The sequence below is a fragment of the Microbacterium sp. 20-116 genome, from assembly GCF_041079415.1.
Taxonomy (GTDB): Bacteria; Actinomycetota; Actinomycetes; order Actinomycetales; family Microbacteriaceae; genus Microbacterium.
In genome coordinates this window covers 1-26,086 of the sequence record NZ_JBFYGP010000008.1, presented here as the reverse complement: position 1 = coordinate 26,086, position 26,086 = coordinate 1, and the positions used below count along the sequence as shown (strand labels likewise).

General features: G+C 70.2%; 26 protein-coding genes. 14 read left to right on the top strand and 12 right to left on the bottom strand.

Going from position 1 to position 26,086, the window contains the following annotated elements:
- The 3 genes from AB6V29_RS13980 to AB6V29_RS13970 all read right to left on the bottom strand — a co-directional run bounded on the left by AB6V29_RS13980 (position 1) and on the right by AB6V29_RS13970 (position 2,904).
- A complete protein-coding gene (locus tag AB6V29_RS13980; RefSeq protein ID WP_267788879.1) occupies positions 1-543 on the bottom strand; it encodes an SRPBCC family protein in 543 nt (180 codons plus the stop codon).
- Positions 544-698: 155 nt separating this feature from the next.
- Complete coding sequence (locus tag AB6V29_RS13975; RefSeq protein ID WP_369359392.1) at positions 699-1,406, bottom strand: ABC transporter ATP-binding protein; 708 nt, start codon at positions 1,404-1,406, stop codon at positions 699-701.
- A 31-nt stretch (positions 1,407-1,437) separates the two neighbouring features.
- Positions 1,438-2,904, bottom strand: a complete 1,467-nt coding sequence (locus AB6V29_RS13970; RefSeq protein WP_369359390.1) for an ABC transporter permease — start codon at positions 2,902-2,904, stop codon at positions 1,438-1,440.
- 133 nt (positions 2,905-3,037) lie between these two features.
- Here AB6V29_RS13970 and AB6V29_RS13965 point away from each other — a divergent pair, with 133 nt between their 5' ends.
- Both AB6V29_RS13965 and AB6V29_RS13960 read left to right on the top strand, forming a co-directional pair.
- Entirely contained in the window at positions 3,038-3,760 is a 723-nt protein-coding gene (locus AB6V29_RS13965) for a response regulator transcription factor (protein WP_369359389.1), read from the top strand.
- Positions 3,760-5,202, top strand: a complete 1,443-nt coding sequence (locus AB6V29_RS13960) for a cell wall metabolism sensor histidine kinase WalK (RefSeq protein ID WP_307314223.1) — start codon at positions 3,760-3,762, stop codon at positions 5,200-5,202. The genes AB6V29_RS13965 and AB6V29_RS13960 overlap by 1 nt, the downstream gene beginning before the upstream one ends.
- Positions 5,203-5,274: 72 nt before the next feature.
- Here the strand turns inward: AB6V29_RS13960 and AB6V29_RS13955 are convergent, their stop codons facing one another.
- The 5 genes from AB6V29_RS13955 to AB6V29_RS13935 form a co-directional block, all read right to left on the bottom strand.
- A complete protein-coding gene (locus tag AB6V29_RS13955; protein ID WP_369359387.1) occupies positions 5,275-7,212 on the bottom strand; it encodes a YhgE/Pip family protein in 1,938 nt (645 codons plus the stop codon).
- Positions 7,209-7,823: a hypothetical protein gene (locus tag AB6V29_RS13950; RefSeq protein WP_210075652.1), complete on the bottom strand. Its 615-nt coding sequence runs from the start codon at positions 7,821-7,823 to the stop codon at positions 7,209-7,211. Before AB6V29_RS13950 ends, AB6V29_RS13955 begins: the two co-directional genes overlap by 4 nt.
- Positions 7,820-8,425, bottom strand: a complete 606-nt coding sequence (locus AB6V29_RS13945; RefSeq protein WP_369359385.1) for a TetR/AcrR family transcriptional regulator — start codon at positions 8,423-8,425, stop codon at positions 7,820-7,822. The genes AB6V29_RS13950 and AB6V29_RS13945 overlap by 4 nt, the downstream gene beginning before the upstream one ends.
- Before the next feature lie 183 nt (positions 8,426-8,608).
- Positions 8,609-10,051, bottom strand: coding sequence for an argininosuccinate synthase (gene argG / locus AB6V29_RS13940; RefSeq protein WP_369359383.1), 1,443 nt, complete (start codon positions 10,049-10,051; stop codon positions 8,609-8,611).
- An 84-nt stretch (positions 10,052-10,135) separates the two neighbouring features.
- Positions 10,136-10,723, bottom strand: coding sequence for a TetR/AcrR family transcriptional regulator (locus AB6V29_RS13935; protein ID WP_369359381.1), 588 nt, complete (start codon positions 10,721-10,723; stop codon positions 10,136-10,138).
- A 65-nt stretch (positions 10,724-10,788) separates the two neighbouring features.
- On the opposite strand from AB6V29_RS13935, the gene AB6V29_RS13930 reads away from it, so the two are divergent.
- Positions 10,789-12,027 (top strand): alpha/beta hydrolase fold domain-containing protein, encoded by a 1,239-nt coding sequence (locus AB6V29_RS13930; protein ID WP_369359379.1) that lies wholly within the window; start codon positions 10,789-10,791, stop codon positions 12,025-12,027.
- A gap of 48 nt (positions 12,028-12,075) precedes the next feature.
- Here the strand turns inward: AB6V29_RS13930 and AB6V29_RS13925 are convergent, their stop codons facing one another.
- The gene (locus tag AB6V29_RS13925; RefSeq protein WP_369359377.1) at positions 12,076-12,747 is read right to left on the bottom strand and encodes a peptidylprolyl isomerase; all 672 of its coding nucleotides are present in this window, start codon (positions 12,745-12,747) and stop codon (positions 12,076-12,078) included.
- A 40-nt stretch (positions 12,748-12,787) separates the two neighbouring features.
- Complete coding sequence (locus AB6V29_RS13920; RefSeq protein WP_307314235.1) at positions 12,788-13,540, bottom strand: DeoR/GlpR family DNA-binding transcription regulator; 753 nt, start codon at positions 13,538-13,540, stop codon at positions 12,788-12,790.
- Positions 13,541-13,654: 114 nt separating this feature from the next.
- Here AB6V29_RS13920 and AB6V29_RS13915 point away from each other — a divergent pair, with 114 nt between their 5' ends.
- Genes AB6V29_RS13915 through AB6V29_RS13890 form a run of 6 tightly spaced genes read left to right on the top strand, consistent with a single transcriptional unit; the run spans position 13,655 to position 19,271 of the window.
- Positions 13,655-14,893 (top strand): extracellular solute-binding protein, encoded by a 1,239-nt coding sequence (locus AB6V29_RS13915; RefSeq protein ID WP_307314236.1) that lies wholly within the window; start codon positions 13,655-13,657, stop codon positions 14,891-14,893.
- Positions 14,893-15,840, top strand: coding sequence for an ABC transporter permease (locus tag AB6V29_RS13910; protein ID WP_307314237.1), 948 nt, complete (start codon positions 14,893-14,895; stop codon positions 15,838-15,840). Before AB6V29_RS13915 ends, AB6V29_RS13910 begins: the two co-directional genes overlap by 1 nt.
- Positions 15,840-16,661, top strand: coding sequence for an ABC transporter permease (locus AB6V29_RS13905; RefSeq protein ID WP_210075666.1), 822 nt, complete (start codon positions 15,840-15,842; stop codon positions 16,659-16,661). Before AB6V29_RS13910 ends, AB6V29_RS13905 begins: the two co-directional genes overlap by 1 nt.
- 11 nt (positions 16,662-16,672) lie before the next feature.
- Positions 16,673-17,743, top strand: coding sequence for an ABC transporter ATP-binding protein (locus AB6V29_RS13900; protein ID WP_307314238.1), 1,071 nt, complete (start codon positions 16,673-16,675; stop codon positions 17,741-17,743).
- Entirely contained in the window at positions 17,740-18,462 is a 723-nt protein-coding gene (locus AB6V29_RS13895) for a glycerophosphodiester phosphodiesterase (protein WP_369359375.1), read from the top strand. Before AB6V29_RS13900 ends, AB6V29_RS13895 begins: the two co-directional genes overlap by 4 nt.
- Positions 18,459-19,271: an inositol monophosphatase gene (locus AB6V29_RS13890; protein WP_369359373.1), complete on the top strand. Its 813-nt coding sequence runs from the start codon at positions 18,459-18,461 to the stop codon at positions 19,269-19,271. The genes AB6V29_RS13895 and AB6V29_RS13890 overlap by 4 nt, the downstream gene beginning before the upstream one ends.
- Positions 19,272-19,300: 29 nt before the next feature.
- Here the strand turns inward: AB6V29_RS13890 and AB6V29_RS13885 are convergent, their stop codons facing one another.
- Positions 19,301-20,047: a Pr6Pr family membrane protein gene (locus tag AB6V29_RS13885; protein WP_369359371.1), complete on the bottom strand. Its 747-nt coding sequence runs from the start codon at positions 20,045-20,047 to the stop codon at positions 19,301-19,303.
- 192 nt (positions 20,048-20,239) lie between these two features.
- Between AB6V29_RS13885 and AB6V29_RS13880 the strand changes: the two genes are divergently transcribed.
- Complete coding sequence (locus AB6V29_RS13880; RefSeq protein ID WP_369359369.1) at positions 20,240-20,782, top strand: hypothetical protein; 543 nt, start codon at positions 20,240-20,242, stop codon at positions 20,780-20,782.
- Positions 20,783-20,785: 3 nt separating this feature from the next.
- Positions 20,786-21,370, top strand: coding sequence for a TetR/AcrR family transcriptional regulator (locus AB6V29_RS13875; RefSeq protein WP_369359367.1), 585 nt, complete (start codon positions 20,786-20,788; stop codon positions 21,368-21,370).
- 61 nt (positions 21,371-21,431) lie between these two features.
- On the opposite strand, the gene AB6V29_RS13870 is transcribed toward AB6V29_RS13875, so the two are convergent.
- Complete coding sequence (locus tag AB6V29_RS13870; RefSeq protein ID WP_369359365.1) at positions 21,432-21,977, bottom strand: CGNR zinc finger domain-containing protein; 546 nt, start codon at positions 21,975-21,977, stop codon at positions 21,432-21,434.
- Between the two features lie 55 nt (positions 21,978-22,032).
- On the opposite strand from AB6V29_RS13870, the gene AB6V29_RS13865 reads away from it, so the two are divergent.
- The 3 genes from AB6V29_RS13865 (at position 22,033) to AB6V29_RS13855 (ending at position 25,875) form a co-directional block, all read left to right on the top strand.
- The gene (locus AB6V29_RS13865) at positions 22,033-23,232 is read left to right on the top strand and encodes a hypothetical protein (protein ID WP_369359363.1); all 1,200 of its coding nucleotides are present in this window, start codon (positions 22,033-22,035) and stop codon (positions 23,230-23,232) included.
- A 154-nt stretch (positions 23,233-23,386) separates the two neighbouring features.
- Positions 23,387-24,673: an adenylosuccinate synthase gene (locus tag AB6V29_RS13860; protein ID WP_210075679.1), complete on the top strand. Its 1,287-nt coding sequence runs from the start codon at positions 23,387-23,389 to the stop codon at positions 24,671-24,673.
- Positions 24,673-25,875 (top strand): lactonase family protein, encoded by a 1,203-nt coding sequence (locus AB6V29_RS13855; RefSeq protein WP_369359361.1) that lies wholly within the window; start codon positions 24,673-24,675, stop codon positions 25,873-25,875. Before AB6V29_RS13860 ends, AB6V29_RS13855 begins: the two co-directional genes overlap by 1 nt.
- The last annotated feature ends 211 nt before the right edge of the window (positions 25,876-26,086 follow it).

Below are 26,086 nucleotides of genomic sequence, written 5' to 3'. Positions count from 1 at the left end.
TCAGATCCCGGCCTCGCGGACGTCTTGCTGGGCTTGCGGTGAGGCGACGCCCTCGGCGGGGTCGGGTGTCTCGGTGCGGTGGTCGAGCTCGCGTGCTTCGCGCTCCTCGCGCCGCCCCTCGGCCAGGAACGCCAAGCGGTTGAGGCATTCGTGGTTGCGTGCGACGAGCATCGGCTTCCACAGGGCGCGGGGCAGGAACGACGCGGCTCCCGACACCGGCTCCTCGACGATGGTCACCGCCGTGCCGTCGCCGTGGGGGCGGGCGTCGATGCGGATGACTCCTCGCCCCAGGATGCCGGCCTCCGGCCTCAGTCGCAGTAGACGAGGGGGATCCCACTCCACGATCTCGGTCTGATCGTGGATCATCACGGGCCACACGCCCAGCGAGTGATGGATGCGCGATCCTTCGCGCGGCCACTGTTCGTCGACGTCGCGCATCCGCGCGGCTCCCACGACCCACACGGGGTAGAGCCAGCCGTCGGAGAGCACGGCGAAGAGGTCGTCGGGCGTGCAGCGCATCAGGCGCGTGTTGCGGGCGGCCATGGCATCCCTCCTGTCGGCGTGAATCCGACTGTAGGCCGCCGCGGGGTTCTGGCCCGCTCCCCTTGACGCGCTGCCCGCGCATGAGGGGCCGGTAATCATCGCCGGGGCACTGTCCCGGCCACGATTCTCGGCCCCTCGCGCGTGGTGTGGGGCTCTCAGCCGCGGGTGATGTCGGTCACGGTGCCCTGAGCCAGGCGCAAGCGACGGCGGGCTCGGCGAGCGACGGCGGAGTCGTGTGTGACCACGACCAGGGTCAGCCCCTCGGCGTTGAGCTCCTGCAGCACGTCGAGGATCTCGTCGCGCATGCGCTCGTCGAGGTTGCCGGTGGGCTCGTCGGCGAGCAGCACGCGGGGCCGTTTAGCAACGGCCCGGGCGATCGCGACGCGCTGCTGCTGACCGCCCGAGAGCTCTCCGGGGCGGTGATCGGCGCGGTCGGCGAGGCCCACGCGGGTCAGGGCCTCGGTCACGCGGACGCGGCGCTCGTCGCGGCCCAGCCCGAGGGGCTCGAGGCCCATGTCGACGTTCTCGGCGGCGGTCAGCGTCGGGATGAGGTTGAATCCCTGGAACACGAACCCGATCTCTTCGGCGCGCAGCTTCGCCAGCTGCGCGTTCGACGCCCGCGCGATGTCGAGCTCGCCCAGCACGATCGACCCGCTCGAGGGCCGGTCGAGGGCGCCGAGCATCTGCAGCAGCGTCGACTTGCCGCCGCCGGTCGGTCCCTGGATGGTGACGAAGTCGCCCACGGTGATCTCGAGGTCGACTCCGGCCAGTGCCTGCACCGTGCGATCGCGTTGGCGGTAGGTGCGGGTGACGCCGTCGAGTCGGTAGGCGGTGGCGACGGAGGGGGGAGCGGTGAGGGTCATGATGTCTCTTTCGAAAGATGGGGGATGCCGCTCACGCGACGGATCTGAGGGCGGCGGCGGGGCTGAGGCGAGCGGCTCGCCATCCGCCGAAGGCTCCGGCGAGGACCCCGCCGAGAACGGCGATCCCCACCGCCGCGACCACGACCACCGGGGTGATGGGAGCACTGAGCACGATGTCGGTGGCTTGGGCCGCGGCCTGGCCGAAGCCGCCGGGGCCTGGGCCCCCGGGTCCGCCCTGGCCGCCGGGACCGGTCGTCTCCGCGGCCACCGAGATCGTGGGCGCGATGACGTCGATGAGCAGGATGCCGCCGAGACCCAAGAGCAGTCCCACGGCCCCGCCGATCAGTCCCTGCACGAGGGACTCGCCCGCGACCTGACGCACGATGCGGCCGTTCGACCAGCCGATCGCCTTGAGCGTTCCGAACTCACGGGTGCGCCGCGCGACGCCCGAGATGGTGAAGAGCACCGCCAGGGCGAGGGCGACCAGCAGCACGACGACCGACAGCCAGGTGCCGAGGTTCGTGATCATGGTCGACGCGCTCGAAAGCGATCCCGAGACGCTCGAGGCGAGCTCTGACTGCGAGCTGACGGTGGCCTCGGGCAGCGCGGCCGCGATCTCGCTCTGCACCGCGTCGATGGCATCCGCCGACGCGGCCTGCACGTACACCGTCGAGACGACATCCCCCGTGCCGGCGAGGGTCTGTGCGACATCGAGGGGGAGGTAGACGTTCGCGGCGGTGTCGGCGTCAGCCGAAGCGGAAGCGACGATCCCGACGACCTGCATCGCCGTGCCCGCGACCTCGACCGTGCCGCCGACGGAGAGCCCGGCGCTCGCCGCGTAGGTCGCGTCGACGACAGCGACGTCGGTGCCGGCGTCGGCCGAGGTGAGCGCGCGGCCCTCGGCCACGGTGACCGAGGAGAGCGGGCCGACGGATGCCGCGGGGTCCACGCCGAGAACGCTGAAGGAGTCGACGCCGAAGGCGCTGCCGCCGTCGCCACCCGGTCCGCCCGCGGGAGGAGCGCCCATTCCGCCCGTGCCCTGCCCCGGGCCGGATCCGGCGCCCGACTGTGCGCTGCGATCGGGGACCTGGCCCGAGAAGGTCGTGTTGGTCAGTGCCAGTGCACCGGTGGCGGCCGACACCCCCTCGAGGCTCGAGACCGTGGAGACGGCGGTGGCGTCGAGCGTGCCGCGGCGCATGTCGGTCATCAGCCGCGACTGGCTGAGGGTGGTGGTGCCGTCGGCACTCGCTCCCTCGCCGGCGCCGAAGTCGAAGCGCGAGCCGCCGCCCTGGCCCGGCTCGGACTGCGCGCCGGTCACCGTGAGGTCGGTGCCCACTCCGTACACCGACGACAGCGCCTGCGACTGGGCATCTCGGACGCCCGCTGAGAGGGCGTTCACGACGATGACGAGGGCGATCGCGATCGCGAGCCCGACCGCGACGATCACGGTCTGTTTCTTTCGGCCGGCGAGTTCGCGCCGCAGGTAGGTGCCGTACATGCTTCTCCTTCCGGACGCGGGGTGCGGCCGTTGCGTCGACCGTAAGAACGGCACCCTCACCGCTGCCTCACCGTTCCTATGAAGGAGATATGTCGAGCGACGGCGGCGTCTTTAAGCGTGCATGCTGGCTGTCATGGCATCTCGTCCCGCGCCCCTCACCCGCCCCGACGGCTCCCCCGTCCGGGCCCTGATCGTCGACGACGAGGCGAACCTCAGCGACCTGCTGCGGATGGCGCTCGAGAACGAGGGGTGGGACGCCCGCACCGCCGCGAACGGTCAGGAAGCGCTCGGCACGATCCGGGAGTTCGGCCCCGACCTGCTCGTGCTCGACATCATGATGCCGGGGCTCGACGGCATGGAGCTGCTGACCCGTATCCGCGCCGCGGGCAACGACGCCCCCGTGCTGTTCCTCACGGCGAAAGACGCGGTGGAGGACCGGATCGCGGGCATCTCGGCCGGGGCCGACGACTACATCACCAAGCCCTTCAACCTCGAAGAGGTCGTCGTGCGGCTGCGGGGAATGGCCCGCCGTCACGTCGCGGTCGTCGCCGACGCCGATCCGCGGCTGCGCGTCGGAGACCTCACGCTCGACGAGGAGTCGTACGAGGTCGAGCGCGGCGGCATCCCGATCAAGCTCACCGCGAGAGAGTTCGACCTGCTCCGCTACCTCATGCAGAACCCGCGACGCGTGCTCAGCAAGGCGCAGATCCTCGACCAGGTGTGGAGCTACGACTTCGGCGGGAACGGCAGCGTGGTCGAGATCTACATCTCGTACCTGCGCAAGAAGATCGACACTCTCGGCGACCCGCTGATCCACACCGTGCGCGGTGTGGGGTACTCGATCAAGACCGTCTGATGCGCGTTCGATGGACGCTGCGGCGCACCCTCGTCGTGGGGACGAGCGTGCTCGTCGGCCTCGCCTTCTTGGTGATGAGCGTCGCCACCGTCGTGGCACTGCGCTCCTTCACGCTCGACCGGCTCGACCAGCAGGTGCGCGAGGGTCTGTCGTTCGCCGTGGGGCGCGACGGCTCGGGCGGGCCCTTCGGCGGGGAGCGTCCCCCTCAGCGGGATGCCGGTGCCCCGGCGCCGCGCATCGGCACCCTGCAAGCGGTGGTCGACGGTGCGGGCGGGGTCCTCGTCTCGAGTTACACACGCTCGGATGGCACGGTGGTCGCGCTGACGGACGAACAGGTCGCGCTGCTGCGATCGGCGGTGCCGACCGACCGGACCCCGACGACCGTCGACCTCGGGGGCGACCTCGGGGCGTTCCGCGTCGCCGCGGCCGAGAACGACGGTGCGACCGTGTTCGTCGGCAGCTCCCAGGCGGATGTCACCGCGACCACCTCGGCGCTGACCGTCATCCTCGTCGCGGTGTCAGCCGTCACGCTGATCGTCGCGATCCTGGGGCTGTCGCTCTTCGTGCGGCGGAGCCTGCGACCGCTCGACCGTGTCGCCGCGGTCGCGCAGCGCGTGTCGACCCTGTCGCTCAGCGCGGGCGCGGTCGACATCCCCGATCGGGTCGCTCCGGCGGACACCCGCGTCGACAACGAGGTGGGACGCGTCGGCTCGTCGCTGAACGACCTGCTCGGGCACGTGCAGTCCTCCCTCGCGGCGCGGCAGCACAGCGAGGACCAGCTGCGACGCTTCATCGCCGATGCGAGCCACGAGCTGCGCACGCCCCTGGCGAGCATCCGCGGTTACGCGCAGCTCTCGCTCGGCGAGGACGCACCCATGACGCCGACCCAGGCCCGCTCGTTCGACCGGATCGAGTCGGAGGCCGAGCGCATGGCATCCCTCGTCGACGACCTTCTGCTTCTGGCGAGACTGGATGCCGGCCAGCCCCTGAGACGCGAAGAGGTCGAGCTGACCCTGCTCGCCGTCGACGCCGTGAGCGATGCGCAGGCGGCGGATGCGACGCACGAGTGGCGTCTCGATGTCGCAGACGACGACCTCATCTCGGTCACGGGCGACGAGAACCGCCTGCGACAGGTCGTCGCGAACCTGCTCCGCAACGCGCAGACGCACACGCCGGCGGGCACGACGGTGACGTTGTCGCTCGTGCGCGAAGGTGCGGAAGCCGTGCTGCGCGTGACAGACACCGGCCCGGGGATCGATCCGGGCGTCGCCCGGCGGCTGTTCGACCGCTTCGCACGCGGCGACGACTCCCGCAACCGCGATGCCGGGAGCACGGGCCTCGGACTGTCGATCGCGGAGGCCATCGTCACCGCCCACCGCGGGTCGATCTCGGTGGAGAGTCGGCCGGGGCGGACGGTGTTCGAGGTGAGGCTTCCGGTGTGAGCTCGGGCGCCGGGGGGAGGCAGGTGGTCCCGGCGCCACATGGCGTGCCCCGCGACGGGTTCGCGAGACGCGTCAGCCAATGAGGCTCGGCTGCAGGTCGCGCAGCGTGCGGTGGTGCGTCATCCGCGTGACGCCGATCGCCGCGATCAGCACGCCGCCGACCATCCACGCGCCGAGCACCAGCAGGTCTTGGCCGACTCGCGAGACGTCTCCGCCGTACATGACCTGCCGCATGGCATCCACGACGTATCCCATCGGCAGCACGTGGTGCAGGGCGGCGAGGGGCCCGGGCAGGGTCTGCCACGGGAACGTGCCTCCGGCGGTGACGAGCTGCAACACCATCAGCACGAGTCCGAGGAACTGCCCCACCGACCCGAGCCAGACGTTCAGCGCGAGAACGATCGCCGCGTACGTCGCCGAGGCGAACAGCAGGATGCCGAGGGCCGCCCAGGGGTTCGCGAACGAGAACTGCAACGCGAAGGCGAGGATCGTGAACAGTCCCACCATCTGCAGGGCGCCGAGCCCCGCGGGCGTGAGCCAGCCCGCGAGAGTCACGCGGAAGGGCGAGCGCAGCGCCGTGACCGCGCGCTTCGACACCGGCTTCACGATGAGGAACAGCGCGTAGATGCCGATCCATCCGGCCAGCGCGGCGAAGAACGGGGCCAGCCCCGCACCGTAGTTCTGCGCCTTGGTGACCGAGGTCGAGCCGACCGTGACGGGGTCAGAGATGGCCGAGGCCTGTGCCTGGCGAGTGGCCTGATCGGAGTCCGGGATCTGGTTCACACCCGCCGCGAGGCCGTCGCGCAGCTGCGTCGCACCCGTCGAGAGCTGGGCGATGCCATCGTCGAGCTGGGTCGCGCCGTCGCGGAGCTGAGCGGATCCGTCGCGGAGCTGGGAGGCTCCGGATGCCGCGGTCGCGGCGCCGTCGGCCAGCGTCGAGGCGCCGTCGGCGGCGCTGGCGGCACCGGTGGCCAGGGTGGCGCTTCCCGAGGCGACCTGGCGGGCGCCGTCGTCGAGCTGGTCGATCTGCGTGACCGTGTCTTGCACGCGCGAGTTGGCGGCCGCGAGGCGATCTCCGACGGGGTCGAGACGCGTGAGGATCTGGTCGATGCGGGCCTGGTCGAGCCCCGCGTCGGCCAGGGCCTTGGCGATGTCGGTGCGCGCCTGGGGGAGCTGCGACGCCGCGTCGCCGGCGACGGAGCCGACCTGGCGGGCCGCCGCGTCGAGGCGGTCGAGGCCTCCGGCCACCTGCTGGGCGCCGTCGGCGACGCGGGCGGAGCCGTCGCGCAACTGTACGGTTCCGTCGCGCAGCTGATTCGCGCCCGCCGACAACTGCGCGTTGCCGTCGGCCAGCTTCGCGGCGCCCTCGGCCAGGGTGGTCGAGCCGGTCGAGAGCTGCGACGAGCCGTTCTTCGCGCTCGCGAGACCGTCGACGAGTTGGGTCGCCCCGTTCGTGGCATCCACGAGCTTCACCCGGATGGTGTTCAGGGCGTCGAGCAGCGTCAGACCGGCCTCGTCGACGACCTTCTTCGCCACCGACGACTGGATGCGGGCCACGGCCTGGGTGCCGATCGTAGAGGCGAGGTAGTTGTTGGCGTCGTTCGTGCGCAGTTCGATGTCGGCCTGACGGGGCGTCGAGCTCGAGAGCGAGGCGACGGCCTCGGTGAAGTCGGCCGGCAGGGTCACGACGAAGTCGAAGTCGCCCGCCTGCAGGCCGGCGTCGGCCTGGTCGGGCGACACGCGGTGCCACTCGAAGGTGTCGCTGTCGAGCAATTGCTCGGCGGCCTCGTCGCCGAGATTGCGCTGCTGACCGTTGACGTCGGCCCCCTGGTCGTCGACCACGAGGGCGACGGGGACGTTCGACAGGTTGCCGTAGGGGTCTTGGTTGGCCCAGAGGTAGAGGCCGCCGTACAGGATGGGGACCGCGAGCAACGCGATGAGGGCGATCACCGACATGCGGGTCGAGGTGAGGCGGCGCAGCTCCGCCGTGATCATCTGCGGGATCTTCATCGGGCGGCCTCCACCGTCTCGTCGAGGGCGTCGATCATGGTCTTCGAGGCGTGGCCCGCGACCACGAGCACGGCGTACCCGCGCTCGGCGAACTCCTCGGCGATACGCCACCAGGCGAGCGGTTCGCCGCCGTGGCGGTCGGGGGCGACCAGGACGAGCCCCTCGACGTCTTTGCGGAGGGCTGCGAGTTCGAGCAGCAGGCGCACCCGGGCTGCGGGCTCGACGTTGCCGATGGCCACGTTCGCGAGCGACTCGAGCCCGATGCCCTCGAGCCAGCGCGCGGCGGAGAACGGATTCGGGGCGTGGCCGGCGAACATCAGCTCCTCGGCGACGACCCCGGTGACGGTGACGTTCGACTCGGGTTCCGAGACCACGGGGGCATCGACGAGCGCGACCCGGCGGCGGATGCCCGAGGAGTCGGAGCGACCGTCGAGGGTCACGGTGCCGCTGTCGACCTTCATGCGACCGGATGCCACGAGGCCCAGCACCGTGGGGCGCTGCTCGGTCTCGGCGACGACCAGGGTCGCGCGGCCGGTCTCGTACGAGGTCGACGTCTCGGGCAGGGCACTGTGCGCACGGCCCTTCGCGACGGCGTTCAGGACGACTCTCACTGCGCCTCCAGGTCGGGGTGCTGCTCCAGCAGGGCGCGGGCTTCGGTCCACGAGAGTCCCGCGATGCTGAGGACCGCGCATACCGCGATCGAGCGGGCCGTCGACGAACCGGCATCCACCCGCGAGACGACCATGCGCCCGGTCTCTTCGAGAAGGCGCGCGAGGGTGGCCGCGGGAAGGTCGGTCCGAAGTTCTCCGGCCTCCTGCCCCCGGCGCACGATCCCGTCGATGCGACGCCGCAGCGGTGCGAGGGCGTCGGAGGTCTCGGCGAGGTGGGCGTCGTCGAGGGCGAGGGCGGCCGCGGCCTGCACGTGAGCGGCTTCGCGCCAGAGCTCGGATGCCAGGCGCGCGAGCGCCACGCGGGAGTCGGCATCGTCGATACGGGCCGCGATGTCGTTGAAGCGGGCCGCTCCCGCGGCGATGACCTCGCGCACGATGGCGTTGCGGTCGTCGAAGTGGCCGTACAGGGCGCGGCGCGAGAGGCCGGCGCGGCGGGCGATCGTGTCGATCGAGGCGCGCGGGTCGTGGCCGATGGCGGCCGTGGCGGCGTCGAGGATGCCGGCGCGGTTCTCGACGGCGTCGCGGCGGGTGGGGGTGCTCACGGAGGCAAGTGTACGCCGAAAGTGCACGCGTGTGTGCAACTTATCGTCGTCGGCTCTCGCTCACGGGTGCGGCCCTGTGCTCCGCATCGTGGTCCCTCGCTCGCTGTGCGTCGGAAGGGGACGGCCGAGAACGACGGAGCCCGCGGCGCCGAGGCGTCGCGGGCTCCGTCGAGGTGGTGCGTGTCAGTCGGTGCCGGAGTCGAACGCGGCGGCCTCGCCCGCGGCATCCGTCGCCTCGGCCAGGCGCTCGCCGGCCGCGTCGAGCGGGGCGGCCGACTCGATGATGCCCTGCGCGCCACCGGCGGCGACATCGCCCACGAGCTCACCCGTGGGACCGCCCAGCAGGCCCATCGCGGCGTACTGCTCGAGACGCGCGCGCGAGTCGGCGATGTCGAGGTTGCGCATGGTGAGCTGACCGATGCGGTCCACGGGACCGAAGGCGGCGTCGCCGACGCGCTCCATCGAGAGCTTCTCGGGCGAGTACGACATTCCGGATGCCACGGTGTCGAGGATCGTGTAGTCCTCACCGCGGCGCAGGCGCACGGTGACCGAACCGGTGATCGTCGAACCGACCCACTTCTGGATCGACTCACGCAGCATGAGCGACTGCGGCTCGAGCCAGCGACCCTCGTACATGAGGCGACCGAGGCGCCGCCCCTGCTCGTGGTACGTGGCGAGGGTGTCTTCGTTCAGGATGCTGTTGACCAGGCGCTCGTAGGTCAGGAACAGCAGCGCCATGCCGGGAGCTTCGTAGATACCGCGCGACTTGGCCTCGATGATGCGGTTCTCGATCTGGTCGCTCATGCCCAGGCCGTGGCGGCCACCGATCGTGTTCGCCTCGCGCACGAGCTCGACGGGATCGGCGAAGCGCGTGCCGTTGATGGCGACCGGGCGACCGGCCTCGAACTCGACCGTGACGTCTTCGGTCTCGATCTCGACCGCGGGGTCCCAGAAGCGCACGCCCATGATGGGCTCGACGATCTCGAGCGAGACGTCGAGGTGCTCGAGGGTCTTGGCCTCGTGCGTGGCGCCCCAGATGTTGGCATCCGTCGAATAGGCCTTCTCGACGCTGTCGCGGTAGGGGAAGTCGTGGGCGACGAGCCACTCGCTCATCTCTTTGCGGCCGCCGAGCTCGGTGACGAAGTCGGCGTCGAGCCACGGCTTGTAGATGCGCAGGGCGGGGTTGGCGAGCAGGCCGTAGCGGTAGAACCGCTCGATGTCGTTGCCCTTGTATGTGGAGCCGTCGCCCCAGATGTCGACACCGTCTTCTTTCATCGCGCGCACGAGCAGCGTGCCCGTGACGGCGCGACCGAGCGGCGTGGTGTTGAAGTACGTGCGTCCGCCCGAGCGGATGTGGAAGGCACCGCACGCCAGGGCGACGAAGCCCTCTTCGACCAGTGCCGTCTTGCAGTCGACGAGGCGCGAGACCTCGGCACCGTACTGCGTGGCGCGGCCGGGGATCGACGCGATGTCGTCTTCGTCGTACTGGCCGAGATCGCCGGTGTACGTGCAGGGGACGGCGCCCTTGTCGCGCATCCACGCGACGGCCACCGAGGTGTCAAGACCTCCCGAGAAGGCGATGCCGACGCGCTCGCCGACGGGAAGGGACTGCAAGACCTTGGACATGCCCTCGATTCTATTGGGGACGGATGCCACGCCCCGACTCGACCGCGAGGTGGTCGTGGCCGGCCTCGAGGGTGATGTGCGAGGTCAGTCGACCTGCGGCATCGTCGCGCCGCGCGCTGCGCGCCGTGCGAGCTGCGCCACGTCGGCGTCGGTCAGATCTTGATGCATCACCGCGCGTCGCCAGAAGACCGCGCCCGTGATGTCGGCCATGGCGTCGGCGGGATCGGGATCGCCGCGTCGTGCGGCCCGCTCGCGCAGCGCTTCTCGCGTGGGTCCCAGGACCGCCGCGACCGCGGCGGTGAGGGCGGTCGAGAAGTCGGCGTCGCGCACCCCGACCGAGACGAGGTCGGCGATGATGCGCGGGTCGTGCAGCCACCGATCGACCGATGCCGCGAAGAGCGTCAGGTCGCTCTCGAGGTCGTCGTCATCGAAAGCCAGGTCGGGGCGGAGGATGCGCGTGATCTCTTCGACGACGGCCACCACCATCGCGGCCCGGTCGGGCCATCGGCGGTACAGGGCGCCTTTTCCCACGCCGGCGCGCCTCGCCACGCTCTCCATCGACAGCGCGTGATACCCGCGTTCGGTGAGCTCGGCCACGCAGGCGTCGCGGATCGCATCGGTGGTCGCCGCTCGGGGCCGCGCGGCTCCTCTGATCTTCACCGCCTGCTCCACGCGCCCACTCTAGCGACCGTTCGCATTCATGGAACGGTACCGTCTCGTTCTGCTACGGTGAATCCGTGACGACCTCCCGCGAGCACGGAGTGCGGTCCCGTACCGCCCGCGTCATCCTGACCTGCCTCGCCTTCCTCGCGATCGGCTACACGGTTCTGGCGCAACTGCTCGCGATCGTCCCGGTGCCGTGGACCATCTGGCTGCTCCAGACGGAGCTGACGCAGTACGTGGTGCTCGTCTTCGGGCTGCTGCGCGACACGCTCGGCATCTGGAACCTCGTCGTCGCGCTGGTCGGCCTCGTGTGCGCGGTCGTCCTCTGGCGGTCGCGGCCCGGCATCCGCCGCCTTCCGTTCTGGCTGACCGCCACCGCAACCGCGGGAACGGTCGGCGTGGTCGCGACCACCGCGCTGCTGGCCGTCTCGATCGGCTCGCTCGGGCTCGGGGTGAGCCCACTGCTGCCCGCGCTCCCGTTCACCGGGCTCGACAGCGGCCCGAGCCGCACCGTCACGCTCGGAACGGCGGGCAGCACCACGCTCCAGGCCGATCTCTACCTTCCGCCGGGCGCGGCACCACGAGCGGGGTGGCCCGTCGTGGTCTCGATACACGGAGGCGGGTTCTCGACCGGCACCCGGGGGCCGAACGCCTACACGGGCTACCTTCCCGAGCACGGCTACGCGGTGCTCGACGTCGACTACCGTCTCGCTTCGTCGACGTACCACGCGTGGGACACGCAGGTCGACGACATCGGCTGCTCACTCGCCTGGATCGCCGGCGACGGCCGCACACAGAATCTCGATCCCGATCGCATCGCGACGCTGGGGTTGTCGTCCGGCGGCAACCTCGCGGTCAACGCCGCGTACATGTCGGCAGACCACACCCTCGCGTCGAGCTGCTCCCCGCCGGGGACTGCGCTGCCCACCGTGCGTGCCGTGATCGCCGGGTACCCCGCGGTCGATCTCACCGGGATCGGGGATACCACCGCGATCGCTCGCCAGGTCGAGCAGTGGTACGTGGGAGGTCCTCCCGCGCAGTACCCCGACCGCTACCGCTTCACCGATTCGGCGACCCACGTCACGGCGGAATCCCCGCCCACCCTGATCTATCAGGGCACCGGTGACCATCTCGTGCTCGCCGACCGCACCCGGGTCTTCGCCGAGCTGCTGACCGAACGCGGTATCACGAACAGGTACGTCGAGTACCCGGGCCTGGAACACGGCACCGGCGACACCACGGGCACCTTGACCGCCTCGGCCGAGGCGAGTCGGCAACTCGTGCTGGACTGGCTCCAGCGTCACGACGGCTGACGCGGCCGACGCACGAGAGCGCCGGTGGGCCGCCGGTGCCCGACGGCCTCAGCCGATCGTCACGCCGGAGATCTTCACCGCCGTCGCCGGGGCGCCGTCGGCGCCGCCGCCCGAGACCCCGGCCTGCGCGATCTTCGAGACGACCGCGAGGCCCTCGGGCGAGAGCGTGCCGAAGACGGTGTACTTCGCCGGCAGCGGCGAGTCCTTGTAGACGAGGAAGAACTGCGAACCGTTCGTGTTCGGGCCGGCGTTGGCCATGGCGACCGTGCCCGCCGGGTAGGTCTCGGTGCCGTCGAGCTCGTCGCCGAACCGGTAGCCCGGGCCGCCCATGCCGGTGCCCGTGGGGTCGCCGCACTGCAGTACGTAGATACCCGACGTGGTCAGGCGATGGCACGTCGTGTCGGTGAAGTAGTTCTGCTGGGCGAGCGACACGAAGCTCTCGACGGTGCAGGGCGTGCGCTCGCCGGTGAGCGTCATCGGGATGTCGCCCGCCGAGGTCTGCAGCACCGCGCTCACCGACGCGGCCGGACGGGCGTCGGACGGCGGCGCCGTCGCGGGCGCGGCGGCCTGGCCCGACGCCGTGTACGCGCAGCCGGCGGTCGTGGGTGACGGGGCGCTCACCGAGGCTTCGGTCGCGGGCGCTGTCTGGGCGCTCGCGCAACCGGTGAGCAGGAGGAGGGCAGAGGCGGCGAGGGCCGCCGAGATCAGTCGGGTACGCACGCGACCAGGGTAAGGGTTCGAGCCGTACCTGCGCTGCGGGTCACGCCCGGACGATCTCGACACCCGCACGAGCGGCGGCGGCGAGGGTCGTGGCATCCGCCCGGTCGGTCGTGACGATCGCATCGAAGTCGGACAGCGACGCGATCCGGTACGAGCCGCTGCCGGGGAACTTCGACGTGTTCGCGACGAGGATCGACCGGTCGGCGACCTCGCGCATGCGCCGCTTGATGCTGGCCTCGTGCGTCAGGTCGGTCACGACGGCCCCCTCGGGCTTGATCCCGGTGCTGCTGATCACGGCGACGTCGGCGTGCACACGGGCCAGCGACTCCTCGGTGAGCGGGCCGATGAGCGTCCGCGTCTTGGCGCCGATCATGCCGCCCAGCAGCACCAGTGTCACGACGTCGTCGTCGCGCAGGGCGTCGAGCACCGCGAGGCTGTTCGTGATGACCGTGACCGGTCGCCCGCGCAGGTGCCGCGCCAGTCGCAGCGTGGTGATGCCGATGTCGAGCAGCACCACCTGACCGTCGGCGATCGAGCCCGCCGTGGCGCGCGCGATGGCCTCTTTCTCGCGGGTGTCGTCGTCGAGCTCGCCGTCCGCGCCCGGCTCCCGGGTGCGGGCGACGGTCGCTCCGCCGTGCACACGGCGCAGCCGGGCGCCCAGCTCGAGACGTTCGAGATCGCGACGGATGGTCGTCCCGCTCACGTCGAGCAGGCGGGACAGCTCATCGACGGTCACGCTCCCGACGGCCTCGAGTCGTTCGAGGATCGCCGCCTCGCGTTGATGGGTCAGCACAGCACTCCTTTTGAGGTCGATCACACTCTCTCGATGCTCATTTGCGCTCACATTAACGCCGATTGAACGACTGCGGATGCTCATATGAAACCTCCCCGCGACGCTACGCCACAAATGAGCGGCCGAGTTAGCGTGACACCGTTCGTCCTCGCCACCGACGGGACGACGCACCCGAACCCCTTCCTCTCACAGGAGAACCCCGTGAAAAGTCCTCGCCTGATCGCCTCCCTCGCCGCCGTCGCGGCCGTCGGGCTCGCCCTGGCCGGCTGCAGCCAGAGCGGCTCGAACGGCTCGTCGTCCGACGGGTCCGACAAGACCCTCACCGTCTTCCTCAGCGCCGACACCAACATCCAGGACCTCTGGCAGAAGACGCTCATCCCCGCGTTCGAGAAGGACAACCCCGGCTACACGGTCAAGGTCGACTTCGACCTGCACGGCGCACACGACCAGCAGACCGTGGCCAAGCTCACCGCCGCGACGGTGCAGCACCAGGACCCCGGCTACGACCTCGTCGACGCGGGCTTCGTGACCCAGGTCGCGGCATCGGGTCTGCTCACCCCCGTGACCGCCGACCAGGTGCCCGCGCTCTCCGACGTACCCGCAGCTCTCGTGCAGGCCGGCGGCAACGGCGGCGTGCCCTACCGGGGATCGAGCGTCGTGCTCGCCTACGACACCAAGACGGTCGCCACCCCGCCGAAGACCCTCGCCGACCTGCTCGCCTGGATCGCAGCCAACCCCGGTCGCTTCACCTACTGCGCCCCCAGCACGGGCGGCAGCGGCGCCTCGTTCGTGACGACCGTGCTCGACCAGAGCATCTCGGCGGACGACCGCACCAAGCTCGCCACCGAGGCCGCCCCCGATCTGGAGAGCGAGTGGAGCACCGGGTTCGCCACGCTCGCCGGCCTGAACGCGTCGGTCTACCAGAAGGGCGTCTACCCCAACGGCAATAGCCAGGTGCTCGACCTGCTGTCGAGCGGGCAGATCTCGATGGCGCCCGTGTGGAGCGATCAGTTCGTGACCGGCGTGAAAAACGGCCAGATCCCCTCGAACATCGCCTACACCCAGATCTCGGACCCCTCGTTCACCGGCGGCGCCAGCTACCTCGGCATCCCCGCGGCGTCGCCGCGTCAGGCCGATGCCCAGAAGCTGCTCGCCTGGGTGCTCTCGCCCACGGCTCAGGCGCTCGTCGCCGACAGCATCTCGGGCTACCCCGTGATCTCGCTCGACAAGCTGCCGGCGTCGGTGCAGTCCACGTTCGCGAACGCCGACATCGCGAACCTGCGCCCCGGGTACTTCGCGGCCAACGCGGCCGACATGAACAAGGCGTGGGCCCAGAAGGTCCCCGGCAAGTGATGACCGCCGCCACCGCACAACGGGTGGCGCGCCCCGCCGTCCGTCGAGCCCATCCGGCTCGGCGGACGGCGGCGGCCGGCTTCCTGCTCGCGCTTCCCCCGGTGCTCGTGATCGCCCTGTTCGTGGGCGTGCCGGTGATCACCGCGCTCGCGTTCAGCGTCGGGTTCACCGGTGGTCTCAACACGGTCATCGCCGCGGTGGGGCAGAACGTCCACCGCGCCGACGGCGCCATGCCCACGCTGGCCGCCTACGGCGACGTGTTCGGCGCCGACGACTTCTGGCAGAACCTCGGCCTGACACTCGGCGTCACCCTGGCCAGCACCGTGATCGTGCTCGTGCTCGCCGGCGGCATCGGCCTCTTCCTGCGCCTGCACGGCGGGTTCCTGGCGCGGCTGCTCTCGGCGGTCGCGATCGTGCCGCTGTTCATCCCCGTCGTCATCGCGTCGTGGGCGATCCTGACCTTCTACTCGGCCGACGGCTTCTTGACCAGCCTGTTCGCGGCGGTCGGCCTCGACGCGCCGGTGTGGGCGTTCACCCCCGTCGCCGTCGTCATCGGCTCGGCGTGGACGTCGCTGCCCTTCGCCGTGCTCATGATCACGTCGGGTCTGCAGTCGATCCCGGATGCCATGATCGAGGCAGCCCGAGATGCCGGGGCCGGAACGGTCCGCATCGTGCGGACCGTCCTCGTGCCGATGAGCGCGGTGCCCATCGTCATCGCCGTAACGTTCACCGCGATCGGGGTGATCGGCTCCTACACAGTGCCGTACTTCACCGGCCCCAATGCCCCGACGATGCTCGGGGTGGCGCTGGCGAACTCGTTCACGTCGTACAACGAACCGCAACAGTCGATCGTCATGGCCTTCGTCGTCTTCGCCGCGGCATCCGGAATCGGCGCCCTGTACGTGTGGGCAAACTTCCGCACCGCCCGTCGTGAGGGGAAGGTCTGATGCCCCGCGTGCTCGCCGCGGCCCTGCGCACCTCGGCCGCCGTGCTGTTCGCCGTCGTCCTGCTGGTCTTCGTGCTCGGGCCGCTCGTCTGGCTCGGCGCCCACGCCTTCGCCGACACGTGGACGTATCCGCACCTGCTGCCGGACTCATGGACGCTGCGCTGGTGGTCGACCGTGCTGACCGACCCGCAGCTCGCGTCGTCGATCCAGAGCTCCCTCGCCATCACCCCGATCGTGGTCGTGGTCGCGGCGGTGATCTGCCTGCCGGCGGCGTACGCGTTCGCGCGGTTCGAGTTCCCCGGGCGGCGGCTGTTCCTGATCGGCCTGTTCGCCACGAACGCCTTTCCGAAGATGGGCCTGTTCGCCACGCTCGCCTCGCTGTACTACGCCCTCGGCCTGATGAACACCGTCGCGGGGGTCGTGGTCGTGCAGCTGCTCGGCACCATCGTCTTCATGACGTGGATCCCGGCCGCAGCGTTCGCGTCGGTGCCCCGGTCGCTCGAAGAGGCGGCGCGCGACGCGGGCGCCTCGCGAGTGCGCGTCTTCGTGACCGTCACGCTGCGGATGGCTCTGCCCGGCATCCTCGTGGGCTGTGTCATGGCCTTCCTCGCCGCCTTCGACGAGGCCCAGGGCACCTATCTCGTCGGTGCCCCCGACATCGTGACGATGCCGACCGAGATGTACTCCCTCGTCCTCAACTTCCCCAAGCAGGTCGCCGCCGTGTTCTCGATCCTGCTCGCCATCCCCTCGGTGGTGCTGCTGCTCGCCGTGCGCAAGCACGTGATGGGCGGTCAGCTGGCCGAAGGATTCCAGCTCAAATGAAGGAGCATGCTGTGACCATCGCGGTCGATCCGACCTCTGTCGCCCCCGCGGGCGCCTCCGACCCCTCCGAGGGGCTGCGTCTCACCTCGCTGCGCAAGACCCTGGGCGGGCGGACCATCATCGACGACCTCGATCTCACGGTGCAGCGGGGCGAGCTGGTGTCGTTGCTCGGGCCGTCGGGATGCGGCAAGACGACGACCTTGCGCATGATCGCCGGCTTCCTCGCCCCCGACGCGGGCGGCATCGAGATGGCGGGCCGCGACGTGACCCGGCTCGGGCCCGACAAGAGACCGAGCGCGATGGTGTTCCAGAACTACGCGCTGTGGCCGCACATGACCGTGGCCAAGAACGTGGCCTATCCGCTGCGGCTGCGCCGCCTCCCGCGCGCCGAGGTCGCCGAGCGCGTCGACGCCGTGCTGCAGCTGGTGAACCTGCTGCACCACCGCGATTCGCGCCCGCCGCGCATCTCGGGCGGTGAGCAGCAGCGCGTCGCCCTGGCCCGTGCGCTCGTGCAGGAGCCCGAGGTGCTGCTGCTCGACGAGCCGCTCAGCAACCTCGACGCGAAACTGCGGGTCAAGGTGCGCGAAGAGATCCGCGACCTGCAGCAGAGGCTCGGCATCACCACGGTCGTCGTGACGCACGACCAGGAAGAGGCCCTGTCGATCTCGGATCGCGTGGCCGTGATGAACGCGGGTCGCGTCGAGCAGTTCAGCGCGCCCGGAGAGCTGTACCAGCGGCCCGCGACCGAGTTCGTCGCGACCTTCATCGGATCGCTCAACCGGATCGAGGGCGAGTTCGACGGCGTCGGCATCGTCGAGGGGTCCGCCGTCGTGGGAGTGCGGCCCGAAGACGTCGTCTTCACGCTCGACGCCCGGCCCGGCGCGCGACCGGCGCGCGTCGAGCGCGTCGTGCCGCACGGCCACTTCCACCGGGTGCGGCTGCGCCGTGACGACGCGACCCTCGACGCCTTCGTGCCGGGGGTGCCGCCCCAGGTCGGAGCGGGCGGGTATGCGTCGATCGCCTCGGCGCTCGTGTACCGCGACGGTCGTCTCGTCGAGCGCCGGGCGGGGGTGACGGCATGACGCGTCCCGCCGGGTCCCGCGCCTGCGCGCACCGCGGAGACTCGTGGGCCCTGCGCGAGAACACCCTTCCGGCGGTGCGGTCGGCCCTCGCCAAGGGCGCGGCCGTCGTCGAGATCGACGTGCGGCTCACCGCCGACGGCGACGTGGTCGTGCTGCACGACCCCACCCTCGCCCGGTTGTGGGGAGACCCGCGCGCGATCGAGACGGTGCGCACCGCCGAGCTGGCGGCCTTCGGTGACGCCGACCACCGCCCGCCCCTCCTCGCCGAGGTGCTGCCGCTGTTCGCCGACGCCGACAGCCGCCTGGTGATCGACATGGATGCCGTGCGCCCGGCCGCCGCGGCCCATGCGGTCGTCGCGGCCTCGGGCGTCGTCGTCGACTGGTGCGGCGACCTCGCGGCCATGCGGCTGCTGCGTGAGAGGGACGCCGACGCGCGTATCTGGCTTCCGTGGGCCCACAAGCAGCCCCCGGTGGCACTCGACCTGGAGGAGTTGTCGCCGGTTCTCATCAACGCGCCGTTTCCGCTCGTCGATCACCGGTTCGTGGAAGCCGTTCACGACCTGGGCCTGCCGGTGACCGCATGGACGATCGACGACGAGAGCGACCTCGCCCGGGCGCTCGACCTCGGAATCGACACCGTCACCACCAACCGCCTCGATCGACTGCGGGCGATGATCGCTGCGCGATCGGCATCCGCGACGAAGGAGCCGAGACGATGACCCCGTCAGATCTGTCGGCGGCCCACGAACTGGCCCTGGAGCTCGCGCGATGGGCGATCGACCAGACGCGTGCGTACCGGGTGACGGCGGTGCACGCCAAAGCGCATCCGGCCGACCTCGTCACCGAGCTCGATCGCGCGATCGAGAGGAGAGTGCGCGAGGTCGTGCTGGGCCGCTTCCCCGACCATGCGTTCGTCGGGGAGGAGTACGGGGGCAGTGCGCGCACCGGTGTTCCGACCTGGTACCTCGATCCCGTCGATGGAACCACCAATCTCGCCAACGGCGTTCCCTGGACCGCCTTCTCGCTTGCGCTCGCCGTCGACGATCAGCCGCTCGTCGGCGTCGTGGCAGAGCCGTGGCAGAACGCGGTGTTCGATGCGGTCGCCGGGCAGGGCGCTCGCCGCGATGGCATGCCGCTGCTCCTGCCGGAGCGCGCGGGACTGCGCGGGGGAGTGGTCGGCACCGAGCTGGCGGGCCACGAGCCCTGGCCCGGGATGGACGCCCTCGCGCTCTCGCTCACCGCGGCATTCTGCACGCTCCGCGTCATGGGCTCGGGAACCTTGACGCTCCTCGGGCCGGCCGCCGGCCGCGGATGCGCCGCCCTGGTGCACCGTTTCAGCCCGATCGATCACCTCGCCGCGGTGCTCATCGCTCACGAGGCCGGAGCCGAGGTGCGCGACGAAGACGGTCGCCGATCGCTCTTCCCCCGCCACGGCGGTGTGCTCGTGGCATCCGGGCTCGTGGCCGAGGAGATGTCCGTGTTGTGGTCACGGGCTCTGGCCCTGCCGCGCGCTCACCGTCCAGGCTGATCGTGTCGACCTTCCCCGTCGGACGCTTCTCACCGGCGGCCGGCGGCATGACGTCCACGGACGTCTGCCCCGACATCGGAGAGGCGCGGTCTCCGGATGCCGCGTGCCCGACCGATCGCGACGACGCCGAAGGCGAGAGCGATGATGGCCACGGCGATGACCACGATGTAGACCGCGACGCTGCCCCATCCCCCGGTACTCGGATCGAGGAACGGGTAGGGGTACCAGAAGGGCGCGCCGGTCGTCGGGTTGGTGATGAGCGGCGCGCGCAGCAGCGTGTACACGATCCAGGCGACCGGGAAGATCGCTGCCGCGAATGCCGCCGACCAGGGCAGGCGCCTGCGGCCGGACCCGAGGAGCACGTCCAAGAGCAGGAAGAGCGGGCCCCACACGTGCATGATCTCGTTCGACCAGGCGACCGTCTCGGGCTGCAGGGGGATGCCGCGTAGCAGCAGGTTGTAGACGATGCCGGTGACGATCATGTAGGTCGACACGAACGCGAGGGCCGTCGCCAGGGCGGGCGGATCGACCTCGACACGACGGCCGCGTGCGAAGAAACGGGCGCCGAGCCACGCGATCACGATCGCGGACGAGACGTTGGAGAGGATCGTGAAGAAGCTGAAGAAGTTGGCGACCACCGTCGCGACATCGCGGCCGCGCGCAACGGCTTCGGCCGTCGACGATGCGAACTGTGCTCCCACCGCGACGAGGATGAGTACGGCGACGGTCACGCGCGCCGCGTTCCACCCGGTCGCCCATCCGCGCGATCTCTGCATCGCCCCAGGCTAATCAGAGCCCGGATGCCGCGGGGAGGGGTTGCGACAGCCGTCGCGTCTCGGCTCTCGCGGCCTCGCATCCCCATCGTCTGGGGCGTCCGGCCGCACGCCGGCTGCATTGTTCGGGTCGCGAAATGCGCCTTTTATTTAGTACGCTCGTGCTAACAATGCAAAGATGCCGGAAAGGCGCTCATGATTTTGGTGGCAATCCTCGTCTGCGAGGTGGCTTTCTGGATTGCGATCCTCGCGGGCCTGACCGCTCGGTACGTCCTTCGCCGCCCCAGGCTCGGAGGAGCCCTGCTGATCGCCGCTCCGATCATCGACGTGGTCCTGCTGGTGCTCGTGACGGTCGATCTTCTCCGTGGCGGAACCGCTTCCTGGCACCACGGCCTGGCCGGTCTCTACATCGGGATATCCATTGCGTACGGACACCGCATGATCGGGTGGATGGATGCCAGATTCGCCGCGCGCTTTCGTGGGGTGCCGCGGCCGGCGCCGCTGTCGGGCGCGGCGTACGCGGTCGCCTGCTGGAAAGACGTGGCCCGTACGCTCCTCGCCGCCGTGATCACGGCCGCCATCCTCGGGGGGCTCATCGTCGTGGTCGCCGATCCCGCCCGCACGGCCGAGTTGCTCGGCATCTTCCCCGTCCTCGGAGTCATCGTCGTCGTCGACCTGCTCTGGGCGATCAGTTACTCCCTCTGGCCGAAACGTGCCCGCGCGGCGGAGGCAAGATGAACTATGCCCCGCCTCATCGACCATGACGCCCGCAACGACGAGATCGCGGCGGCCGCTTTCCGGGTTCTGGAACGCGAGGGCCTGACCGGACTCTCGGTGAGGAAAGTCGCAGATGAAGCCGGGATCGCCACCGCATCCCTGCGGCGCGCGTTCGCGACGCAAGATGCTCTGCGCCAGTTCTGCTTCGAACGGATACGCCACGCCGTCACGACCCGGTTGAGTGCTGTGACGGGCACCGCCCGAGAGCGCGCTCTGCAGGCGATGAAGGAGCTCCTCCCTCTCGACGACGTACGGCGGACCGAACTCGTGGTGCAGATGCAGCTGAGCCGGCTGGCCGAGACGGACGAAACCATGCGGGGACATGCCAGAGACCTCCATGACGGTGTCGGTCGCGTGTGCGCGGCGGCGCTGGGAGGCATGTCGAAGGCGGGCCTGCTGGCAACCGACGTCGATCTGGATCTCGAGACGGCTCGGCTCCACGCGCTCCTCGACGGGCTCGCGCTTCATCTGTTGTGGAACGCTTCCCGCGACCCTGGCGACGACGCCGAGAGGGTGCTCGCGCGGCATTTCGACAGCCTGGGCGAGTGAAGGCGCGCTGTGCGTCTGCGCGCACAGCCACCGACGAACTTCTGGCCCGACTACCTGCGGATCAAGCCCCGGCGACCGCGCTTCGTCGGTGGCGTCGCACGCGCATTTTTGTGGAGCAGCGATCGGAACAATACGCGCGATTGTGGCGCGGGGAGGCGTCAAAGAACGGCGTGATGCACCCGTCGGCTTCGCACTCGTGGATGTGTGTTGCCTCGCCGCTGTAGAACGCGGTGACGGCGGCGCCGATGACGCGTTCGGCGACTCTTCCGACCAATCCGGTGCGCGAGCTGCGGAATCCGAGGGGTTCGCCCAGGCCTGCGACGAGAGGGGCAAGGGCGAAGGCGTCCACGAGATCATTGAGATGGGACGATGCATCGGACGCCTCCGGGTCGAGGAGCACTATCGCGACCTTGTCGCGGAGTAGTCGTATCTCCTGCAATTCGCCGAGGCCCGCGTCGCTGCTATCGGAGTGCGCGCTGCTGCCGGGGAGGATCCGTTCGAGATCTTCGGCGGTTCGAAGTTCTTCCGGCCAGGGCCCGATTTGTCGCGTCGCGACGAGTGCGATGACGCGGTGAAGCTCATCGCGTGCATGGTGCCGTTTGTCCATGGGTCCATGATCGCAGGTAACGGAAGGTGCCTAGCGCATCCGTTACGGTCGAGATATGGCTCGCTCCTCACCGCTCAACGCCGTCCTCCGGTCCAGCGCCTTCTGGCGCTACTCCGCGACGGCTTCTCTCATGCGCGCACCCGTCCTGATGGCCGCGGTCGCTCTCACCACGACGAGCATCCTGATGACGGGAAGCCTGGCCACCGGTGCGGTTCTGGCAGCGTGGTACGTCGGAGGCACGGTCGTAGCGACGCCGGTCATGGCGCATGTGGTGGGAATCCTGCCGCTGCAGCGGTTACTGCAATGGCAGATGCTTGCCCACGCGGTCCTATGGATCGGGATCACCGCGTGTTGGGTCGCGGGCAGTACTTCGTGGATCGCCGCGATGCTCGCCGCCGCTGCGGGCGCGAGCATCGCCGGCAACGGAGGCGCGGTGCGGGCGCTGATGTCGCAGACGGTGCCCGCGGATGCCGCACGATCGGCATCCACGGTCGATGTCATCTTCCTCGACATCCTCATCTTCCTGGCGCCGCTGGTCGCCGCCCTCGCGTCCCTCATCCACCCGGTCGCACCGATCGCCACCGTGGCCTTGGTGGGATTCGCCGCGGCCGCAGCGGTCTCCCTGACGTCGCGCGGAACGCCCGCGCCTGACGCCGCAGGGCGAGAGCGTCCCCATCCGCGCGGGGGACGCCTTCGATGGGACGCGCGTGGCGTGGCGTGGATACTGTTCAGCGCGACGATCGGGCTCTACTTCGGGGCGATGGAGGTCGGTGCTTCCGGGCTCGTCGTCACGTACGGCTTCGAGGTGAGCCTCGCATGGGTGGTCTTCCTCGCCCTCTCCGTCACCAGCGTGCTCGGCGGGTGGGTGGACGCGTCGCGACCGGCGGGCGCTTCTGAGGACGGGTGGGCACTCGTCGGTGCCGTCTCCTTGGGCGTCGGCTGCCTCCTCCTCGCGTTCACTCCGCCGCTGCCCTGGGCCGTGACTGGATTGCTCCTGAGCGGGTTGCCGGTCGCCACTCTTCTCGGCCTGCGCTCGCACCGCATCGACGTCTATCTGCCCCCGCGGCAACGTGCCGGCTACCTCTCCTGGGCTTTCGCTGCACAGAACGCCGGCTTCGCCTGCGCGAGCATCTTGCTGGCGCACGTCCCGCAGCCGACGATGTTCGCCTGCGCGGGCATTCTCATCCCCCTCGCTCTGCTCCTCGCGCTCCGTACGCGACGCCGGAAGGCACCCGTGCAACTTTCTGCACAGTGATGCCGCGCCCCCGGTGCTCGCACCGGCTCCGCGCGCGCGTCGATCGCGTGGCGCGACATCACGCGCACCTCGGGTCCGCAGCTTTCGCGCGGGGCGTGTCGCACCCGCTCGATAGGATGGGGTGTACCGCCGGAATCAGACGCGAGGAGCGCACATGCCCGGAATCGTGATCGTCGGCGTCCAGTGGGGCGACGAAGGTAAGGGCAAGGCCACCGATCTGCTCGGTGAACGAACCGACTGGGTGGTGAAGTTCAACGGCGGCAACAACGCCGGGCACACCGTGGTCATCGGTAACGAGAAGTACGCGCTGCACCTGCTGCCCAGCGGCATCCTGTCCCCGGGGGTCACCCCCGTGATCGGCAACGGGGTCGTCGTCGACCTCGAGGTGCTCTTCAACGAGCTCGAGGCTCTCAACGCGCGCGGCCTCGACACGAGCCGCCTCAAGATCAGCGCCAACGCGCACATCATCACGCAGTACCACCGCACCCTCGACAAGGTCACCGAACGCTTCCTCGGCAAGCGCATGATCGGCACCACCGGTCGTGGAATCGGTCCGGCCTACGCCGACAAGATCAACCGCGTCGGCATCCGCGTGCAGGATCTCTTCGACGAGAACATCCTGCGGCAGAAGGTCGAAGGGGCACTCGACCAGAAGAACCACCTGCTGGTGAAGATCTTCAACCGTCGTTCGATCACGGCCGACGAGATCGTCGAAGACCTGTTGGCGTACGCCGAGCGCGTGCGTCCCATGGTCGCCGACACGTCACTGCTTCTCAACGACGCGCTCGAAGCGGGCGACGTCGTCGTCTTCGAGGGCGGGCAGGCGACCATGCTCGACGTCGACCACGGCACCTACCCCTTCGTCACCTCGTCGTCGGCGACGGCCGGCGGGGCATCGACGGGTTCCGGAGTGGGCCCCAACAGGCTCGACCGGATCGTCGGCATCGTCAAGGCCTACACGACCCGCGTCGGCTCGGGTCCGTTCCCGACCGAGCTGTTCGACGAGAGCGGCGACTGGCTGCGCTCACGGGGCTTCGAGTTCGGCACGACCACGGGTCGCCCGCGCCGGGTCGGCTGGTACGACGCCCCCATCACGCGGTACGCGACGCGCATCAACGGCATCACCGACCTCGTGCTGACCAAGCTCGACATCCTCGGCGGTCTCGAGCAGATCCCGGTGTGCGTCGCCTATGACGTCGACGGCGAGCGGTTCGACGACCTGCCGGTGAACCAGACCGACTTCCACCACGCGAAGCCGATCCTCGAGTACTACCCCGGTTGGAGTGAAGACATCTCCACCGCCCGCACGTTCGACGACCTGCCGCAGAACGCGCAGGACTACGTGCTGGCGCTCGAGAAGATGAGCGGCACGCGCATCTCCGTCATCGGCGTGGGCCCGGCCCGCGACCAGGTGATCGTGCGTCACGACCTGATCGACTGATGCGTTTCTGTGTCGGCGCCTACGCCCCCGACACCGGGTCGGCGGAGGGCATCGGCATCCTGCAGGCGGGGGAGCGCGACGCGCTCGGTGCCGGTGGCCTCCTCGGCATGGTCGCGACCGCGGCCGAGGTACCCGGGTCGCCGTCGTGGGTGGCCGCCCACCCCTCCAACGACGACATCGTGTACGCCGCCGTCGAGTTCGACGGTACTGTCCAGGCATTCCGCCGTACGAGCGATACGCGGTTGACGCCTCTCGGCCCGCCCGTCGAGGCCGGCGGTGCGGTCTGCCACGTCGCAGTCTCGCCCGACGCGTCGTTCTTGATCGCGAGCTGCTGGGGCGACGGACGCATCGTCCGCATGGCGCTGGACGCACAGGGCCGACCGTCGGGCCCGGTGATCTGCGCCGAAGCTGCCGATCCCCACGGATCCTCGTCCGAGCAGGGCAGCATCTCCACCGGTGCCCGGGTGTCGGGCGCCGTCGTCCCCGACCTCGCGGCGGCCGCTCGCGCGCTCCGAGAGGCCGCGGGCGACGAGTACTCCCACCTCGTCCCGGACTACGACGACGTTCCCCTCACCGACGCGGAGTCCGAAGAGGCTGCCGCCGGGGCACGCGTCTCGCGAGCCCACCAGGCGGTGTTCCTTCCCGGAGGTCTCATCGCGACGACCGACATGGGATTCGACCTCGTGCGGTTCTGGCGCCAGGTCGACGACGGCCTGCGTCTCGTGCAAGAGGTCGTCCTCCCGAAGGGCAGCGGCCCGCGGCACGGGCTCTGGCATCCTTCGGGTCATCTGTACGTCGTGACCGAGCTCAGCTGCGAGGTCTTCGTCCTGGGGGCCGACCGCGCCGGGCGCTGGCACGTGCTCTCGGGTCAGCCCCTTCTCGGCACCCTCGACACCGACACGGCCGCGGAGCTCTCGGCCAGCCGTGACGGGGCCACGATCTACGCCGGGGTCCGCGGCAGCGACACAGTGGGTGTGCTGTCGGTCCGCGGTCACGGTGAGGAGCTGCAGCTGCTCGCCCTCGCCGAGACGGGGACGCACTGGCCCCGACATCACGTGGTCGTCGACGACACGCTGCTCGTGGCGGGCCAGCTCGCGCACGAGATCGTGTCGCTGCCGCTCGACACCCGCACCGGCATCCCGGGCCGGGTTCGCCACCGCACCCCGTCGCCGTCGCCGACGCGCCTGCTGCCGATGCGCTGAGCGGGTGCGTGCGGGCCGCGCGCGAATGCGCCTCGCGTCCGTCTGCGCGGGGGTTCGGCGTTCACGAGCGCGGCGTCTCTGCGTGGGGCGTCACGCGGCGAGGGCCCGGCGGCGGTCCCATCACGCGCGTCGAGCACGCATAAACGCGATCAGCGCCCGGAAACGCGAGGACAGCGTGTTTCTGCGCGCGGAGAGCGTTTCTGCGTGGGGG

Bases quoted from the DNA above. Each gene is read 5' to 3' on its own strand.
- AB6V29_RS13980 (WP_267788879.1), bottom strand. From the start codon at position 543: ATGGCCGCCCGCAACACGCGCCTGATGCGCTGCACGCCCGACGACCTC.
- AB6V29_RS13975 (WP_369359392.1), bottom strand. From the start codon at position 1,406: ATGACCCTCACCGCTCCCCCCTCCGTCGCCACCGCCTACCGACTCGAC.
- AB6V29_RS13970 (WP_369359390.1), bottom strand. From the start codon at position 2,904: ATGTACGGCACCTACCTGCGGCGCGAACTCGCCGGCCGAAAGAAACAG.
- AB6V29_RS13965 (WP_369359389.1), top strand. From the start codon at position 3,038: ATGGCATCTCGTCCCGCGCCCCTCACCCGCCCCGACGGCTCCCCCGTC.
- AB6V29_RS13960 (WP_307314223.1), top strand. From the start codon at position 3,760: ATGCGCGTTCGATGGACGCTGCGGCGCACCCTCGTCGTGGGGACGAGC.
- AB6V29_RS13955 (WP_369359387.1), bottom strand. From the start codon at position 7,212: ATGAAGATCCCGCAGATGATCACGGCGGAGCTGCGCCGCCTCACCTCG.
- argG (WP_369359383.1), bottom strand. From the start codon at position 10,051: ATGTCCAAGGTCTTGCAGTCCCTTCCCGTCGGCGAGCGCGTCGGCATC.
- AB6V29_RS13915 (WP_307314236.1), top strand. From the start codon at position 13,655: ATGAGCGGCCGAGTTAGCGTGACACCGTTCGTCCTCGCCACCGACGGG.
- AB6V29_RS13910 (WP_307314237.1), top strand. From the start codon at position 14,893: ATGACCGCCGCCACCGCACAACGGGTGGCGCGCCCCGCCGTCCGTCGA.
- AB6V29_RS13905 (WP_210075666.1), top strand. From the start codon at position 15,840: ATGCCCCGCGTGCTCGCCGCGGCCCTGCGCACCTCGGCCGCCGTGCTG.
- AB6V29_RS13895 (WP_369359375.1), top strand. From the start codon at position 17,740: ATGACGCGTCCCGCCGGGTCCCGCGCCTGCGCGCACCGCGGAGACTCG.
- AB6V29_RS13890 (WP_369359373.1), top strand. From the start codon at position 18,459: ATGACCCCGTCAGATCTGTCGGCGGCCCACGAACTGGCCCTGGAGCTC.
- AB6V29_RS13885 (WP_369359371.1), bottom strand. From the start codon at position 20,047: ATGCAGAGATCGCGCGGATGGGCGACCGGGTGGAACGCGGCGCGCGTG.
- AB6V29_RS13880 (WP_369359369.1), top strand. From the start codon at position 20,240: ATGATTTTGGTGGCAATCCTCGTCTGCGAGGTGGCTTTCTGGATTGCG.
- AB6V29_RS13875 (WP_369359367.1), top strand. From the start codon at position 20,786: ATGCCCCGCCTCATCGACCATGACGCCCGCAACGACGAGATCGCGGCG.
- AB6V29_RS13870 (WP_369359365.1), bottom strand. From the start codon at position 21,977: ATGGACAAACGGCACCATGCACGCGATGAGCTTCACCGCGTCATCGCA.
- AB6V29_RS13865 (WP_369359363.1), top strand. From the start codon at position 22,033: ATGGCTCGCTCCTCACCGCTCAACGCCGTCCTCCGGTCCAGCGCCTTC.
- AB6V29_RS13860 (WP_210075679.1), top strand. From the start codon at position 23,387: ATGCCCGGAATCGTGATCGTCGGCGTCCAGTGGGGCGACGAAGGTAAG.
- AB6V29_RS13855 (WP_369359361.1), top strand. From the start codon at position 24,673: ATGCGTTTCTGTGTCGGCGCCTACGCCCCCGACACCGGGTCGGCGGAG.